We start from the raw sequence: 16,438 nt of genomic DNA, 5'->3' as shown, positions 1-16,438 counted from the left end.
GGGAGGGAGGACACGGCGGGTGGGTGTCCGTCACGCGTACGGGATGGCCATCACGGACGTCGCTCCCGCCCCGATGATCCTGGTCCGCTCCTTGTCGACGACATAGCGGCTGGCGTCGGTCGGGAACACCCACATCGAGCGTTTCGACGTCATCCCGACCGCACTCAGCCCGCCGTGGACGGGGGCGTACACGAACCTGTCCCCGGCCACCGGGGCGGCGAGGTAGTCGGGAGTCAGCGCGCGGCCCGAGGGGCGCTCCGTCCAGAACAGCGTGCCCTTCTTGCCCACGACAGCCACGAGACCCGGGGACGCCCTCCGCTCCTGCGCGTAGATGATGTCGTTCCGCCCGACGGCCGGCAGGCCGAAGTGGGTGGAACCGGAGCCGTACTCCCAGGCGGTCGTGCCGTCGGTGAGGCGCAGGGCGCGGAGCCGGTCGCCGCCGATGTACACGTGCAGTTCGTCGATCGCGAGCTGGCCGGGCTTGTAGGACTGGGAGTCCCTCAGCGCGATTCGGCGCTGCCAGAGTTGGCGCCCGGTGCGCACGTCGCGGGCCTGGACGACGAAGAACTCCAGGTCGCCGCTGTTCTTGCCGAGGATCAGCCGGTCGCCGACGACCTGGGAGAGCCAGGGGCGAACCCCGTCCCACTCGTACGGCCGGCGCCATGCCTCCTTGCCCGTACGGAGATCGACCGCGATCAGGTGCCAGCCCCTCTCGTTCGCGTCCGGGTCGGTCTCCTTCTTGCCGCGCCGCGAGGACGCGAACAGCATGCCGCCGGAGGCGGTGAGGAGTTCGGTGCCCGAGCTCGAACCGTCGAAGCCGTTGAGGGCGATCTGCGGGGCCGTCTCCTTGCCGGTGCGCGGGTCGAGCGTACGGATCCTCAGGGCTCCCGGGCCTTCGTAGCTGCCGTCCGACAGGTAGAAGGAGGTGCCGTCGGTGGTGATCTGCTGGGGCTCCATGACCGCGTTCTCGGACCAGAGGTCGCGGCCGTCCCGCGGATCGCGGGCCCGGAAGGCGACGGTCTCCGCGAAGCCGACGACATCGCCCGCGAGGAGCTGCGTGGTCTCCTCCTCGCGGTCGAGCGAAGCGGCCTGCCACAGCGCCACCGGTGACCCGTCGGCGGCCGTCGGGGCCGGCCGGGCGGTGGGACCCGTGGAGACCTGGGCGCCGTTGGCGGCCTCGGGGGTGTCCCGCGACCCCAGCCACGCCCACACCCCGCCCCCCGCCCCCGCCAGCCCCAGCGCCGCCGCCCCCGTCGTCGTCAGGAGGCGGCGGCGGGACAGCGGGGTGTCCGGGACCGTTTCCGCCGTGGCCGAGCCCGCCGGGGCCGGGAGGCGGTGGGGGGCGTGCAGCCAGACGTCCGTCGCGCGGCGGGCGATGTCCGTGAGGACGAGCGGCGGGAGGTGGTCCGCGAACTCGCCGTGGCCGTCGTGGAGGTGGTCCACCAGTGCGGCCGTGGTGGGCCGGGCCGCCGGGTCCTTGGCGAGGCAGGCCGTCAGGAGCGGCAGCAGTGCTTCCGGCACGCCGGTGAGGTCCGGCTCGGCGTACCGGACGCGGTAGAGGAGGTCGGCGGCGGAGCCCGTACCGAAGGGGCCGTGGCCCGTCGCGGCGAAGACGAGGACACCCGCGAGCGCGAACACGTCACCCGCAGGCGGGTGTTCCTGCCCGCTCGCCTGCTCCGGCGACATGAACGCGGGCGTACCGGCCGCCGCCCCCGTCCGCGTGAGGTGGTCGTCGCCGGCCGCGCGCGCGATGCCGAAGTCGATGATCTTCGGGCCGTACGCGGTGACGAGGACGTTCGACGGCTTGAGGTCGCGGTGGACCACGTCCGAGGAGTGCAGCTGCGCGAGGGCCCCGGCGAGCGCGGCGCCGAGGGCGCGGACGGTCGGTTCGGGGAGCGGGCCGCCGAGCGCGACGGCGTCGTCGAGCGGCGGGCCGAGGACGTACTCGGTGGCCAGCCATGGCGTCCCGGCCAGCGGGTCGGCGTCCACGACGGCCGCGCCGTGGCGGGCGCCGATGATCCGGGCGGCGTCGGTCTCGAGGCGGAAGCGGGCCCGGAACGCCGGGTCGGTGGCGAGCCGCGCGTGCACGGTCTTGAGCGCGACGGTACGGCCGCCGGGGGTGCGCGCCAGATAGACCGTGCCCATGCCGCCGGAGCCGAGGCGGGCGAGGAGACGGTACGTGGCGACGGCGACCGGGTCGTCGTGGGTCAGGGGCGACAGCATGGGATGAGGTCCGTCAGGTCCGGGGGAAGGGGAGGAGGGGGTGGGGGTGGTGCCTTGGGTGGCCGTAGGTCACGTCCGTGGTCACACCCCCTGCGATGTCCGTGATCACGCGCGTACCGCTTCGGAACCCACCGACAGCTCCGCCGCCAGCAGTTCCGAGGACTGCCGGGCCAGTGCCGCCACGACCCGGCCCGGCAGCCAGCCCGGGGCGAGGAGGGAGCCGGCCGAGTTCAGTACCGTCCCGTGGGTCGTCGGCGGGGCGAGGGCGGTCATCAGGGCGGCGGCCGTCGGCCGGTCGGCCGGGTCGCGGGCCAGGCAGGAGGCGATCACCGGGCGCAGGGCGGGCGGGAGTTCGTCGCGTTCGGGCACGGTGTGCCCGGTGGCGGCGTACGCGAGGACGGCGCCCAGCGCGAAGATGTCGCCCGGCGGGCGGGGGCGTCCGCCCGAGGCCTGTTCGGGGGCGAGCGCGCCCGGGTCGAGGCCCGGCAGGCCGGTGCGGGGCTCGCCGTCGGCGGAGGCGGCTCGTACGGCTCCGTAGCAGGTCAGGCGGGGTCCGTCGGCGGTGAGCAGGACGGCGGCGGGGGAGACCCCGGCGTGCGTGAGGCCCTGCCCGTGGGCCGCGGCGAGTGCCTCGGCGAGGGTGGCGCCGACGGCCCGGACGGTGGCCTCGGGCAGCGTGCCGCCGTGGACGGCGAGGGCGACGGGGAGCGGGAGGGCGGGGACGTAGGGACTGGCGTACCAGGGCGTCTCGCCGGGGCCGGCCATCGCCGTCACGGGCGCGATCCAGGGGCCGATGAGCCGGCGGCCGGCGTCGGCCTCGACGGCGAAGCGGCTCGGGTCGGTGCCCGGGAGGGGGGTGTTGAGGAGCACGGTCTGCTCGCCGTCCTCGCTGCGGGCGACGAACCGGCGGCAGGGGAGCGGGGATCCGGGACGGGACGGGTCGAGGCGGGTGATCAGCCGGTACGGGCCGATCCGCCGCGCGGACTCCTGCTGCGTGCGCGCCCGTTCCACCGTTCCTGCCCCCCGTCGTCCGTGCACCCCGTGGTGACGGGGGCGGGGTCGAGCCTATCGAGGCGGGGGCGGTGGCCGTGCCCGGAGGGGGGTCCGGCGGTGGGGGCGGAGCGACGGCGGGCCCGGGAAGTCCGAGGTGTCCGAGTTGCGATGGTGAACCATGTGTACGGACGTCGCGAAGACGTCCGGGGTGGCGTCGATTCCAGTTGGGACAAGCTTCAACAGGTGCTTGTGGCGCTACGATCGTCGTGCTTTCGGGGCAGGGAACTTGCTGAGGCGAAGCCGAAACGATCATCGTACGGGGGAGAATATGTCGTTCGAGCGGGAATGGGCGTCGGTGCGGTCCACGGCCACGGCCCCTGTGGGCATGAGGCTCAACCAGGTCGCCCCCGGGCCCGGCGGTGGCGGCGGAGGCAAGGCCGACCTCGGCGTCGACCAGGACAAGCTGGGAGCCATCGGCAGCGCCGCGTACGCGCTGCACGGCCGGCTGGCCAAGGACGGCAACCACGCGCGTACGAGCACCACGGAAGCGGCCACGGGCCTGTCCGGCCACGGCTTCCTCACCGGCTCCGCGCTGACGACCGTCCAGGAGACGTGGGGCTCGCAGCTGAACACGCTGCTCGACGCCTGCGCGAACATCTCCAACCACCTCGACTACAGCGCGGCCTCGCACGCGAAGGAAGAGGCGGACATCGCGGCGGCCCTCTCGGCCTCCAGGATCAACGAGTACCTCAAGTAGGCGGGGGACCTGCTGTGCTGACCTTCGACAACGTGTACCACGCCCCGCTGGACAGGATGAAGGCCTCGGCCGACGACTGGGCCGCGATGAAGGGCAAGCTCGACACCCTCGCCGAGGACGCGCGGTCGACGATGGCCGCGAAGGCCAGGGACGACTACTGGCGCGGGGTGAACGCCGAGGTCACCAAACCCTTCGTGGACAGGACGGCCAAGGAGTTCGCCGACGCTGCCAAGGCCGCCGACGGTATCCACAAGGTCCTGGAGGACGGGTACAACGCCTTCAGGAAGGCGAAGGACGACCTGAAACGGATCGTCGACACGGAGGCCCCCGCGAAGGGCTTCTCGGTGAAGGCCGGCAGGGTCGAGGCCGTCGATCCGCTGGCGCGGACGAAGGACCAGGGGATGCGGCACGACCCCGACTTCCAGGAGATGGTCCGCAAGGAGCGCGCCGACATCGAGGCCATGCAGCGGCGGATCGACGCCATCGTCGAGACCTGCGACGACGCCGACGTGTCCTGCTCGAACGCGCTCAAGGCCGACATCACCGGCGACACGCACGACTTCAGCGCCCCGAAGTACACGAGCCTCGACGCCGAGGAGGCGCAGCGCGCCGTCGACCTCGCCAAGAAGGGCCGGGACATCTCCCACGAGGAGCTGACGCGCCTCAACGAGCTGCTGGGGGACAACAGCGGCTCCAAGGAGTTCTCCAGGACCTTCTACGACGGCATGGGCCCGAAGGGCGCGCTGGAGTTCTTCGGGCAGCTGTCCACAGACACGTACGACCCCACGAAGGCCGACAAGGAGCGCCTCGCCGACGTCCAGGACCTGCAGAAGAACCTGGGCCTCAACCTGGCGACGGCGACGCGGGGCGGCGACGCGTGGACCGAGAAGTGGTCCGCCGACATGCGCAAGCTCGGCACGGAACGCATCCCGCTGGTCAAGTACGACAACAACCCGGCCTTCGGCTACCAGCTGCTCGGCGGCATCATGCGCTACGGCGACTACGACAAGAAGTTCCTCGTCCCGATCGCCGAGCACGTCACCCAGCTCCACGCGAAGGACCCGTACCTCTTCGCCAACAGCAAGCCGTTGATCGGCGGCGGGCTGCAGAACCAGTACAACCCGTCGGGCGTCAACGGCGCGGGCTTCGACCCGATGATCTCGATGCTGGAGGCGCTGGGGCACAGCCCGGAGGCGGCGAAGGACTTCTTCTCGAAGGAGTCGCTGACGTCGTACAAGGAGGACGGCAGCGTCGGCGGCGAGCTGAACCTCGGGAAGGGCAAGGACGGCAAGCCGATCGAGAACTACCTCGACTTCTTCGCCAACGAGAAGTACGACCTCTTCCCCGACATCGACGGGCACGATCCGGACGCCGCCAAGAAGTCCGCCGACTACATGCCCGACGCGCTCGGCCACGCCCTGGAATCGGCGACGCTGGGCCATGCCTGGGACGACTCGACGCCGGAGCTGAAGCGCGACGGGGACACGGCGAAGATCATGACGCAGGTCGTGGAGAAGTACGGTGGCGACGCCGAACTGCTCAAGAAGTGGCAGTCCCCGTTGGCGGACAGCCTGGGCAACATGGGTGCCGGCTACATCGACGACCTCAACTGGGGTCTGGACAAGAACACTCCGGACAGTTCCTTCATGCCGGGGAAGGACAGGGCGGCCCACCCCGAATTCGGGCGGGACGCGACGATCAGGTTCCTGAGCAGCCTCGGTCAGCACCCGGACGCCTACGCCACGGTCTCCACGGCCGAACGCCTCTACTCCACGAGCGTGCTGGAGGCGCAGGTCGGTCCGGACGGCAGGATCGACGAGGGACGCGCGCGGGGCATCGTGTTCACGGGTGCCATGCTTCAGGGCGTACTCGACGAGTCCCGCGGCGGCCAGGTCGAGGCCGAGGGCATGAAGAAGCACGAGGAGTACGAGAAGGCGCAGGCCGCCAAGGCCGGCTGGGTGGGGCTCGGTGCCACGGTGGGCATCGCGGCCGGTGTCGCCTTCCTGCCGGCCACCGCCGCGGTCGGCGCGGCCGCCGTACTCGTGCCGCTCGCCGTCGACACCGGTTCGGGGGTCATGGAGCAGCTCGCCGGGCAGGTCATCGGTGACTGGTCGGACAAGTCGATCGAGGACCACAAGGACAAGGCCGAGGACGAGATCCACGAGAGCAACAAGGCCATGTACACGGCCGGCCGGTACAGCGCCGAGTCCCCGATGGAGCGGTTCCTGTCCGAGCACCGCAGCCAGGTGAGCAGCGACTTCCGCCAGGACATGATCGAGTCCGTGAGCAACGGCTACGGGCGGGGCAACGACCAGGCGAAGCAGGAGGGCAACGCCCCCGAGACCGGCTGAACCTCCGCCCCCGACTTCATGAGGAATCCCGAGGCACCCCGATGAGAAGAGCGTCCGCATCCGTATCGACCGCGCTTGCCCTCGGGCTGCTCCTCACCGCGTGCGGGAGCCAGGACGAGGAGGAGCCGCCTCGGGTCACTGCCGCCCAGCAGTGCGACGGTACTCTCTCGCCCGCGGCGGCCGCCGCGCTCGAGTCGGTGCTTGGTACGAAGAGGTTCGCGGGGGCCGGAAGCGGTGGTCTCGGGCGGACGGTGAACGTGCTGATCGAGGATCAGGCGAGGGAGCACAGGCCGCCGGGCCATCCCGCGATGTGCGAGGTCGACGCCGCCGCCTCGCCGAAGAACGAGGTCCGCATCAACTTCACGCTGCACGACCGGGGTGCCCTGTACGACGACGGCACCAGGTGGTGGGCCTTCGGCCGGAGCCTCTACGCGATGGGCCGGGAGGCGAGCGCGGACAACAAGTCGGCGTCCCTGTTCGTCACATGTGTCAGTCCGCGCCTGAAGGGGTCCGACGAGGAGCCGACCCCCATCGGCGCGACGCTCGGGTTCGACAAGTCGCTGAAGGGCGCCTACCCGGCCAACACGCCCGCCACCCGCGAGGCCTACCTCACCGTCCTGCACTCCACCATGCTCGCCGTCGTGAAGGGGCTGGGCTGTGAGAACGACGCCGGGCTCGGCGAGAAGCCCGTCTTCGACACGAAGAAGTGGCGCGGCGAGCCGTAGGCCCTCCCCCCCCGTCAGTCCTCCGCCGTCTCCGCCGCCGGAGACAGCTGCGACAGCAGCACCACCGTCGCGCGGGTGATCAGCGCCGCGAGGAGGATCGTGCCCAGGCCCTCGACGCGGAGGTCGGACATCTTCGGGCCCAACCAGGAGATCAGCCACCAGATCAGGGCGTCCTGGACGAAGCCCGCCAGGCCGAAGGCGAGCAGCGCGGGGAGCGGGACGCGGCCGGACGGGCCGATGAGGATCAGCTGGGTGAGGACCGCCAGGACCACGGTGGCGAAGAGGACGGAGAAGGCCGCGTCGACGGTCTCCGCGCCCAGCGTGATGCCGGGCAGCAGGGCCCCGGCGAGGGAGACGCCCACGAGGACGCCCAGCTTGCGTCTGCCTTGATCGCTCATGCGCGGACTGTGGCACACCCGAAGGCCGGATGTGAAGGTTCCGTAAGGAAGATCATTAAGGGCCCCCGTCAGGGGTGCCCATCAGGGGCGCCCATCAAGGGCGCCCCTCAAGGATCTCCATTCAGAGACCGTGGCGGGAATTGAACCCACGTAACTCGCTTTGCAGGCGAGCCCCTCAACCACTCGGGCACACGGTCGTGCGGTGCATGAGCAGAACCGTAGAACGGCGGCCGGGAGGGGCTCAAGGGTTCCCGGGGGCGTGCCATGCGACTGCAATGGCGCTGCCACACCCCGTTCACAGTCGTACGGCCAAGGGCTGAGGCCGACCGGGACTCCTGACAGGGGTCACCGGGGCATTGACCTCTTACCCTGGGGGAATGAGCGCCCTCGAACCCCGCGACGCAGCGGCCGACCCCGACATGGCCGTCACCACCGACGTCGCCCCCCGCCCCGGCCCCAGGGCCGCCCTGCCCGACGGCGACGGGGCCAAGGACTCCGTCCTCGACTCCGCCCACCGGGCGCTCAGTATCGGCATCGTCTCCGTCGTCCTGCTCATCGCCTTCGAGGCGACCGCCGTCGGCACCGCCATGCCCGTCGCCGCCCGCGAGCTGAACGGCGTGTCCGTCTACGCCTTCGCCTTCTCCGCGTACTTCACCACCAGCCTCTTCGCCATGGTCCTGGCCGGGCAGTGGTCCGACCGGAGCGGGCCGCTCGCGCCCCTCACCGTCGGCATCAGCGCCTTCGCCGCCGGACTGCTGCTCTCCGGGACCGCGGGCACCATGTGGCTGTTCATCCTCGGCCGGGCCGTGCAGGGCCTCGGTGGCGGGCTCGTCATCGTCGCCCTGTACGTGATCGTCGGCCGGGCCTACGCCGAACACCTCAGGCCCGCGATCATGGCCGCCTTCGCCGCGAGCTGGGTCGTCCCCTCCGTCGTCGGCCCCCTCGCCTCCGGAACCGTCACCGAGCACCTCGGCTGGCGCTGGGTCTTCCTCGGCATCCCCGTCCTCGTCGTCTTCCCGCTGGCCCTCGCGCTCCCCGCGATCCGCCGCACCGCCTCAGGACCCGCCGACCCGACCGTGCCCGTCGCCCCCTGGGACCGGCGCCGCATCCGGCTCGCGTTCGGCATCTCGGCGGGCGCGGCCCTCCTCCAGTACGCGGGCCAGGAGCTGCGCTGGCTCGCGCTGGTCCCGGCCGCCGTCGGCGTCGCCCTCCTCGTGCCCGCCGTCCGGGGGCTGCTCCCGCAGGGCACCTGCCGGGCCGCCCGCGGCCTGCCGTCCGTCGTGCTGCTGCGGGGCATCGCCGCCGGCGCGTTCATCGCGGCCGAGTCCTTCGTGCCGCTGATGCTGGTCACCCAGCGTGGCCTGAGCCCCACCCTGGCCGGGCTCTCCCTCGCCATGGGCGGCCTCACCTGGGCGCTGGGCTCCTGGATCCAGGCCCGGCCGTGGACGGAGCCGTACCGGGAACGGATCGTCGTTCTCGGCATGGTCCTGGTCGCGCTCGCCATCGCCGCCGCACCGAGCGTGCTGATCACGGCGGTGCCGGTGTGGGTGCTCGCGGTGGCCTGGGCGCTCGGCTGCCTCGGCATGGGCGCGGTGATCGCCTCCACGAGCGTGCTGCTGATGAAGCTGTCCGCGCCGGAGGAGGTCGGCGCGAACTCGGCCGCCCTCCAGATCTCGGACGGCCTCTCCAACGTGCTGCTGCTCGCGGCGGGCGGCGCGGCGTTCGCGGCGCTGGGCGGCGGGGCGGTCGGCCACGCGGTCACGACCGCGACGGGCACGGGCTCCCACCCGGGGGCCTTCGTGGCGGTCTTCCTGCCGATGGCGGGGGTGGCGGCGGCGGGAGCGTGGGTCGCTACGCGGCTGCACGGGAGCGAGGCTCGGGCCTGACGAATTCAGTACCACTCCGGCCCCGACGTGAGCTGAATCGCAACCGGGCCACACCCCGCCCCGTTCGTACGAGGTTCCGGCCGGGCCACCGGTAAGGTGGCCCGGTTGTCATATCTGGACGAGCGTCGAACCCGGAGATCGTGACTACTACCACCACCTCCTCCCATCACCTCTCTCCCGCCTTCCCCGGACGGGCCCCCTGGGGTACCGCCGGCAAGCTGCGTGCCTGGCAGCAGGGCGCGATGGAGCGGTACCTCCAGGAGCAGCCCCGTGACTTCCTCGCCGTCGCCACCCCCGGCGCCGGCAAGACGACCTTCGCGCTGACCCTGGCGTCCTGGCTGCTGCACCACCACGTGGTGCAGCAGATCACCGTCGTCGCGCCCACCGAGCACCTCAAGAAGCAGTGGGCCGCCGCCGCCGCGCGCATAGGGATCAAGCTGGACCCGGACTACAGTGCCGGGCCGCTCAGCAAGGAGTACGACGGGGTCGCCATCACCTACGCCGGCGTCGGAGTCCGGCCCATGCTCCACCGCAACCGCTGCGAACAGCGCAAGACCCTCGTCATCCTCGACGAGATCCACCACGCCGGAGACTCCAAGTCCTGGGGCGAGGCCTGCCTGGAGGCCTTCGAGCCCGCCACCCGGCGGCTCGCCCTCACCGGCACCCCCTTCCGCTCCGACACCAACCCGATCCCCTTCGTCACGTACGAGGAGGGGAACGACGGCATCCGGCGGTCGTCGGCGGACTACACGTACGGCTACGGCAACGCCCTCGGCGACGGCGTCGTCCGGCCCGTCATCTTCCTCTCCTACAGCGGCAACATGCGCTGGCGCACCAAGGCCGGCGACGAGATCGCCGCCCGGCTGGGCGAGCCGATGACGAAGGACGCCGTCTCGCAGGCCTGGCGCACCGCGCTGGACGCCAAGGGCGACTGGATGCCGAACGTGCTGCGCGCCGCCGACCAGCGGCTCACCGAGGTCCGAAAATCGATCCCCGACGCGGGCGGCCTGGTCATCGCCTCCGACCAGGACTCGGCCCGCTCCTACGCCAAGCTGATCCGCGAGATCACCGGCACCAAGGCCACCGTCGTCCTCTCCGACGACACCGGCGCCTCGAACCGCATCGACGAGTTCAGCGAGAACAACGACCGTTGGATGGTCGCCGTCCGCATGGTGTCCGAGGGCGTCGACGTACCCCGTCTCTCCGTCGGTGTGTACGCGACGACGATCTCGACCCCGCTGTTCTTCGCGCAGGCCGTCGGGCGCTTCGTGCGTTCACGCAGGCGCGGCGAGACCGCCTCCGTGTTCCTTCCGACGGTTCCCAGCCTCCTCGGTTTCGCCAACGAGATGGAGGTCGAGCGCGACCACGTCCTCGACAAGCCCAAGAAGCAGGGCGAGGAGGACCCGTACGCCGAGTCCGAGAAGGAGCTCGCGGAGGCCGAGCGCCAGCAGGACGAGGACACCGGCGAACAGGACATGCTGCCCTTCGAGGCGCTGGAGTCCGACGCCGTCTTCGACCGCGTCCTCTACAACAGCGCCGAGTTCGGCATGCAGGCCCACCCCGGCAGCGAGGAGGAGCAGGACTACCTCGGCATCCCGGGCCTCCTCGAACCCGACCAGGTCCAGCTGCTGCTGCAGAAGCGCCAGGCCCGGCAGATCGCGCACAGCCGCAAGAAGCCGGACGACGAGGCGGACCTGCTCGAACTTCCCGCCGAGCGGCGCCCTGTCGTTTCCCACAAGGAGCTGCTCGAACTGCGCAAGCAGCTCAACACGATGGTCGGGGCGTACGTCCACCAGACCGGCAAGCCGCACGGTGTGATCCACACCGAGCTGCGCCGGGTCTGCGGCGGTCCGCCGAGCGCGGAGGCCACCGCCGGCCAGATCCGCGAGCGGATCAAGAAGGTGCAGGAATGGGCCACCCGGATGCGGTGACCCGCCCCGGCGGGGGATGTGGCTGAGACTCGTCCCCGCGGAGCACATGGCTGAGGCCCGTACGACGGCGTTCGTACGGGCCTCACTCGTCCCACCGCGGCGGAACCGGCATGTGCGGGACCGGCCTGCGGGACCGGCATCGGAGACCGGCCCCCACGGTCGGCCTCCGGGCGCCTCCCACGCTACGTGCACGACAAAGCCGATCTTGTCCGCCAAAGTCCCGCGTGCGACCGACGAAAGTCCCGAACCCTCTCTATCCGGTCGCCGACGCCCGGATTCTGGACGAGGTCTTCCGCTGAGCGGAGCGGGTCGCTACTGTCCCGGCTCAAAAGCAATCGCCCCGTGGCAGCGCCGCCGCGGAGCGCAGCCGGTGTACCCCTTCCTGCCGGCGGCCTCTGACGTGCGTCGCCGACGGGACCGGCGACGCAATCCCGTGAGAGCCCGCCGCCACTCACTCCGAAGGAGAGGGCGTCGTGACCGCGGAGACCTCCCAGACGCTCGACCGGGGACTCAGAGTCCTCAAACTGCTCGCCGACACCGACCACGGCCTGACCGTCACCGAGTTGTCCAACAAACTCGGTGTCAACCGGACCGTGGTCTACCGTCTGCTGGCCACCCTCGAACAGCACGCCCTCGTCCGCCGCGACCTCGGCGGGCGCGCCCGCGTCGGCCTCGGAGTGCTGCGGCTCGGCCGCCAGGTCCACCCCCTGGTGCGGGAGGCCGCGCTGCCCGCGCTCCGCTCGCTCGCCGAGGACATCGGGGCGACGGCCCATCTGACGCTGGTCGACGGGGCGGAGGCGCTCGCGGTCGCGGTCGTCGAACCGACCTGGACCGACTACCACGTCGCCTACCGGGCCGGATTCCGCCACCCGCTCGACCGGGGCGCGGCCGGCCGGGCCATCCTCGCCGCCCGCCAGGGCGGCCTGATCGAACCCGGCTTCACCCTCACCCACGGCGAACTGGAGGCCGGTGCCAGCGGCGCGGCCGCACCACTGGTCGGCGTGACGGGTGTGGAGGGCAGCGTCGGCGTCGTGATGCTCGCGGACGCGGTACCGGAGCGGGTCGGCCCGAGGGTGGTGGACGCGGCCCGAGAGGTCGCGGACGCGCTGCGGTAGGCCGTGGGGCGCGGCTGCGGCCGTCGCCACGGCTACGGCGCCGCCGGCAGCGTGCCCAGGGCCGTGCGTGCGTGGTGGACCGATCTCCCCGTGCGGGTGGTCGTGATCAGGCCCGCCGCGCGGAGCGCCGCCGCGTGGGGCTCGGCGGCGCCCGGCAGCGCGCGCAGCAGCCTGCTCCGCCAGCCCCCGAAGAGCAGCCCCTCGTGCGGGGCGCCGAGCATCATCAGGGCCGCGTGCAGCTCCGGGAGGGGTGACGGCCGGGGCGCGATCCGCACCCGGGTGAGGTCCTCCGCCGTGAAGTGGATGCCCAGCACCCCGTCCGTCCCCCTCCGCCGTCGTTCCGCAAGCCTTTCGGGCCGAGCCTGAACCTTCGCGCACGCCCCCGCCCCGGCACCGGCGCGTGTCCCAGTAGATTGGGGGCGTGCTCTCCGGTCTCTCCCGCCTCTCCCGTCCCCGCGCGCTCGCGGTGTGCGCCCTGCCCGTCGCCGCGCTCCTCGCCGTCGTCGCGCTCGCGCCGCTGCCGTACGCCATCGCGCAGCCCGGCACCACCGCCGATGTGCTCGGCGAGGACCAGGGGCGGGAGGTCATCACCATCACCGGCGCCCCGGTCCGCCCCACCAAGGGGCAGCTGCGGATGACGACCATCCTCGCGACCGGGCCGTCCACCGAGGTGGACCTGGCGGACGTGACCGACGCCTGGTTCCGTACCGACCGGGCCGTCCTGCCGCACGACTCCGTCTACCCTTCGGGGAAGTCCGACGCCGAGATCGAGAAGCACAACCTCGGGCAGATGCAGGAGTCGCAGGACGCGGCCACCCTCGCCGCCCTCGGGTACCTCAAGAAGGACCCCGAGAAGGTGAAGGTGACCCTGCACCTCGCGGACATCGGCGGGCCCAGTGCCGGACTGCTCTTCTCCCTCGGCATCGTCGACAAGCTCGACGGCGACGGGAACGGCGGTGACCTCACCGGCGGCCGGACCGTCGCCGGTACGGGCACGATCGAACCGGACGGCACGGTCGGCGCCGTCGGCGGCGTCTCCCTCAAGACGCAGGCCGCCGCCCGCGACGGGGCCACCGTCTTCCTCGTACCGAAGGCCGAGTGCTCGGACGCGCAGGCAGAACTGCCCAAGGGGCTGCGGCTCGTCCCCGTCACCGCGCTCAGCGACGCGGTGTCGTCCCTCCGGAACCTGGAACAGGGACAGGAGTCGAAGGTTCCGTCCTGCTGACGCCGCCTTCGCCGTCCCCCTTGCCCTCGCCTTCGCTCTCGACCGCGACCTCGACCTCGGCCTTGCCGACGGCCGGCGCGGCGTGCGGTGCGTCCATCGCCCGCCAGGAGGGGAAGACCAGCGGGCAGAGCGTGGCCAGGAAGTACACCCCGGCGAGGCTGAGCAGCGTCGTGGTGATCCCCACCCGCTCCACCAGATAACCGGCCGCGAGCCCGCCGAGCGGGGTCGTGAGCAGCACACTGGCCGTACTGGCGCTGCCGACCCGGCTGCGCAGCCCCTCGGGGACTATCTCGTAGAAGACGGCGCCGAGGATCGGGTTGAGCACCCCGGCGCCGAGACCGCCGAGCGCCATCACCACCAGCAGCGGCGGGGTGGTGTCGGTGACGGCCGCCGTCACGTACACGGGGGCGCCGCAGAGGAGGAAGCCGACCGCGAGGACCGGACGGCGGGGGAAGCGATGACCGACCGCCGCGTACAGCAGGGCGCCTGCGAGGGCGCAGCCGCCGAACACGGCGACGAGCAGGCCGAGCGCCGCCGAACCGCCGAGCTCCTCCCGGGCGTGCACCGGCAGCAGGACCGAACTCCAGCTCTGCGCCAGGCCGTTGGTGATCATCACCATGAGGTTGACGCCGAGGAGCAGCCGGGTGCGCAGCATGAACGAGTAGCCCTCGCGCAGGTCGGCCCGGTATACGGCCAGCGACAACGGCGGTGCTCCGCGCGCCGGTTCGGCGGAGGGGACCCCGCGCAGGCCTATGAGGACGAGGAGCGCGGAGACGGCGAAGGTCGCGGCGTCGATGTACAGCACGGTGTCGGCGCCGAGGAAGGCCACGAGCAGGCCGGCGAGGGCGGCGCCGGTCATCCTGGCGCCGCGCGAGACGGCGTCGTAGAAGCTGGTGGCGCGGGAGAGCGGGGTGCCGGCCCGCTCGGCCAGGTCGGGCGTGAGGACGTTGCGCGCGGTCTCGCCGGGGGCGTGGAAGAGGCCGGTGACGGCCATCAGCGCGCACAGCATCCAGAACCGGAGCACGCCCGCGTGGTTGAGCAGCGGGATGGCGGCGAGCGCGAGGGCGCAGACGAGGTCGGAGGCGATGGAGACCCGGCGGCGGCCGATCCGGTCGATGACGGGGCCGCCGACGATCGCGGAGAGTATGACCGGCAGGGCGGCGCAGAAGGCGACGAGGCCGGCCTTGCCGGGGCTGCCGGTGGTCTCCAGGGCGAACCAGGGGACGGCGATGAGAGTGAGTGAATTGCCGCTGATGGAGATGGCGTTGGCGGCCAGTACAGTGGCCAGCGGTGCCCGGTCGTTCCGCTTCGTCGTCACGTCGTGTCCCCCCGGTCCCCCCGCCCCGGTCACGCGGCCAGAGTGGCCGGTCGCCCGGCGGGCGTGACCATGTGAAGCCCCAGCTCGACGAGCTTCCAGCCGAGCTGGACGCGGAGGGGCGGCGAGGTCACGGTGGGGACCTCGACGGTGCGGTCGGCGGTGCGGTGGAGTTCGGCGGCGCTCAGGTGGTGCAGCTGGAGGTGGATGTCGGCATGCATGGTCGCGTGGTTCCTTCCGTCAGTTCTCGTGCTGCGGGAACGCGTGCAGGTGCATCCGGACGCGCTCGGCGCCGGGAGCGTCCGGGTCGGCGGTGTCGCGGTAGTCGTTGATCAGCGCGTGGATCTTCAGGTTGAGCTCGCGCAGCCGCTCGGGCGGCAGGGTGAGCGTGAAGTCGCTCATGTTCGAGGCGCCGTACCAGGCCTCGTCCCAGGTGTCGCGGGTGCCGAGCCAGGTCGACATCTCCTGGGAGTGTATGGACGCGATCTCGTGCACGTAGACCTCGACGGCCCCCTGGACCTCGGGGTCCGGGTTCGTGTACAGCGCTTCGTCGAACGTCGTGCCCTGCTGGGCCGCCTTCCACCACCGCTCCCGCCCCTTGCCGCGCGTCGGGTCGTCCTCGACGAAGCCGTGGGCGGCGAGCTGGCGCAGGTGGTAGCTGGTGGCGCCGCTGGATTCACCGAGCCGGTCCGCGAGCTGGGAGGCGGTGGCGGGTCCGTGGCGGCGCAGGGCGCGCAGCAGCTGGATGCGCAGCGGGTGGGCGAGCCCGCGCAGGGAGCGCGGGTCGAGGCTGCGGCTCAGGTATTCCTCGGGCTCGGACATGACTCAACCGTAGAGTTGCAAAGGATGAGTTGCAACCCCTTTTTTGCAACTCATCCTTTGCATTCACTCCTTTGCGCTCGCCGCCTCGCGGTGCCTCCCGTGTGACGCGCCTTCGAGCGGCGCGCCGCCGCGCTACAGCGGCTTCCCGCTCGCCGCCTGTTCCACCAGCGGGATGATCCGCAGCGGCACCGGGTTCTCCATCACGATCGCCGTCGACGCCCGCACGATCCCCTCGAAGGCGACCACCTTGTCGATCACCCGCTGGAGGTCCGCGTTGGAGCGGGCGACCAGCCGGCAGAGCATGTCGCCGTGGCCCGTCGTCGTGTGCAGTTCCAGCACCTCCGGCACCGTCGCCAGATGTTCCCGTACGTCCGCGCCCTGCCCCTGCTTGATCTCCAGGGTCGCGAAGGCCGTCACCGGATAGCCGAGCGCCGCCGGGTCCACCTGCGGTCCGAAGCCCCGGATCACCCCGCTCGCCTGGAGCCGGTCGAGCCGCGCCTGCACCGTGCCCCGGGCCACGCCCAGACGCCGGGAGGCCTCCAGGACCCCGATGCGCGGCTCGCGCGCGAGGAGCCCGAGCAGTCGTCCGTCCAGATGATCGATCGCCACAGCGGCCTCCCCATGGTCAGGATGTACAAGTCGCACGGCCATACTCGCCGGTTGCTGTGCACATTGACCAGCAGATCAACGAACTATT

Annotated in this window: 15 protein-coding genes and 1 tRNA gene; 7 read left to right on the top strand and 9 right to left on the bottom strand. The window is 71.8% G+C overall.

Annotation, left to right across the window (positions count from 1 at the left end):
• Positions 1-30 precede the first annotated feature (30 nt).
• Both V4Y03_RS12190 and V4Y03_RS12185 read right to left on the bottom strand, forming a co-directional pair.
• Positions 31-2,223 (bottom strand): protein kinase domain-containing protein, encoded by a 2,193-nt coding sequence (locus tag V4Y03_RS12190; protein ID WP_332434931.1) that lies wholly within the window; start codon positions 2,221-2,223, stop codon positions 31-33.
• 105 nt (positions 2,224-2,328) lie between these two features.
• Positions 2,329-3,234: a serine/threonine protein kinase gene (locus V4Y03_RS12185; protein ID WP_332434930.1), complete on the bottom strand. Its 906-nt coding sequence runs from the start codon at positions 3,232-3,234 to the stop codon at positions 2,329-2,331.
• Between the two features lie 310 nt (positions 3,235-3,544).
• Here V4Y03_RS12185 and V4Y03_RS12180 point away from each other — a divergent pair, with 310 nt between their 5' ends.
• The 3 genes from V4Y03_RS12180 (at position 3,545) to V4Y03_RS12170 (ending at position 7,049) form a co-directional block, all read left to right on the top strand.
• Entirely contained in the window at positions 3,545-3,973 is a 429-nt protein-coding gene (locus tag V4Y03_RS12180; protein WP_317874412.1) for a hypothetical protein, read from the top strand.
• Positions 3,974-3,987: 14 nt separating this feature from the next.
• Positions 3,988-6,324 carry a hypothetical protein gene (locus V4Y03_RS12175; protein ID WP_332434929.1) on the top strand — a complete coding sequence of 779 codons (2,337 nt, stop codon included), beginning with the start codon at positions 3,988-3,990 and terminating at the stop codon, positions 6,322-6,324.
• A 257-nt stretch (positions 6,325-6,581) separates the two neighbouring features.
• The gene (locus tag V4Y03_RS12170; RefSeq protein ID WP_332434928.1) at positions 6,582-7,049 is read left to right on the top strand and encodes a hypothetical protein; all 468 of its coding nucleotides are present in this window, start codon (positions 6,582-6,584) and stop codon (positions 7,047-7,049) included.
• Positions 7,050-7,063: 14 nt separating this feature from the next.
• On the opposite strand, the gene V4Y03_RS12165 is transcribed toward V4Y03_RS12170, so the two are convergent.
• Together V4Y03_RS12165 and V4Y03_RS12160 are read right to left on the bottom strand one after the other, a co-directional pair.
• Positions 7,064-7,447: a hypothetical protein gene (locus tag V4Y03_RS12165; protein WP_332434927.1), complete on the bottom strand. Its 384-nt coding sequence runs from the start codon at positions 7,445-7,447 to the stop codon at positions 7,064-7,066.
• Positions 7,448-7,572: 125 nt separating this feature from the next.
• Positions 7,573-7,644 (bottom strand) — tRNA-Cys (locus V4Y03_RS12160).
• 180 nt (positions 7,645-7,824) lie between these two features.
• Here V4Y03_RS12160 and V4Y03_RS12155 point away from each other — a divergent pair.
• The 3 genes from V4Y03_RS12155 (at position 7,825) to V4Y03_RS12145 (ending at position 12,379) form a co-directional block, all read left to right on the top strand.
• Complete coding sequence (locus V4Y03_RS12155) at positions 7,825-9,333, top strand: MFS transporter (RefSeq protein WP_332434926.1); 1,509 nt, start codon at positions 7,825-7,827, stop codon at positions 9,331-9,333.
• Between the two features lie 140 nt (positions 9,334-9,473).
• Entirely contained in the window at positions 9,474-11,264 is a 1,791-nt protein-coding gene (locus V4Y03_RS12150; protein ID WP_332434925.1) for a DEAD/DEAH box helicase, read from the top strand.
• Between the two features lie 473 nt (positions 11,265-11,737).
• Positions 11,738-12,379 (top strand): IclR family transcriptional regulator, encoded by a 642-nt coding sequence (locus V4Y03_RS12145; RefSeq protein WP_015033894.1) that lies wholly within the window; start codon positions 11,738-11,740, stop codon positions 12,377-12,379.
• A 32-nt stretch (positions 12,380-12,411) separates the two neighbouring features.
• On the opposite strand, the gene V4Y03_RS12140 is transcribed toward V4Y03_RS12145, so the two are convergent.
• A complete protein-coding gene (locus tag V4Y03_RS12140; protein WP_332434924.1) occupies positions 12,412-12,693 on the bottom strand; it encodes a hypothetical protein in 282 nt (93 codons plus the stop codon).
• Between the two features lie 107 nt (positions 12,694-12,800).
• Here V4Y03_RS12140 and V4Y03_RS12135 point away from each other — a divergent pair, with 107 nt between their 5' ends.
• A complete protein-coding gene (locus V4Y03_RS12135) occupies positions 12,801-13,604 on the top strand; it encodes a S16 family serine protease (protein WP_332434923.1) in 804 nt (267 codons plus the stop codon).
• Here V4Y03_RS12135 and V4Y03_RS12130 read toward each other — a convergent pair.
• The 4 genes from V4Y03_RS12130 to V4Y03_RS12115 form a co-directional block, all read right to left on the bottom strand.
• Positions 13,537-14,922 (bottom strand): MFS transporter, encoded by a 1,386-nt coding sequence (locus V4Y03_RS12130; RefSeq protein ID WP_332434922.1) that lies wholly within the window; start codon positions 14,920-14,922, stop codon positions 13,537-13,539. The genes V4Y03_RS12135 and V4Y03_RS12130 overlap by 68 nt on opposite strands.
• Before the next feature lie 29 nt (positions 14,923-14,951).
• Positions 14,952-15,140, bottom strand: coding sequence for a hypothetical protein (locus tag V4Y03_RS12125; protein WP_317878030.1), 189 nt, complete (start codon positions 15,138-15,140; stop codon positions 14,952-14,954).
• Between the two features lie 19 nt (positions 15,141-15,159).
• Complete coding sequence (locus V4Y03_RS12120; RefSeq protein WP_332434921.1) at positions 15,160-15,741, bottom strand: ArsR/SmtB family transcription factor; 582 nt, start codon at positions 15,739-15,741, stop codon at positions 15,160-15,162.
• A 132-nt stretch (positions 15,742-15,873) separates the two neighbouring features.
• On the bottom strand, positions 15,874-16,350 hold the full coding sequence (locus tag V4Y03_RS12115) for an Lrp/AsnC family transcriptional regulator (RefSeq protein ID WP_317878028.1): 477 nt from the start codon (positions 16,348-16,350) through the stop codon (positions 15,874-15,876).
• Positions 16,351-16,438: the final 88 nt, after the last annotated feature.

The sequence above is a fragment of the Streptomyces sp. P9-A4 genome, from assembly GCF_036634195.1.
In the GTDB taxonomy this organism is placed as follows: domain Bacteria; phylum Actinomycetota; class Actinomycetes; order Streptomycetales; family Streptomycetaceae; genus Streptomyces.
This window is presented reverse-complemented; position numbering and strand designations above follow the sequence as displayed.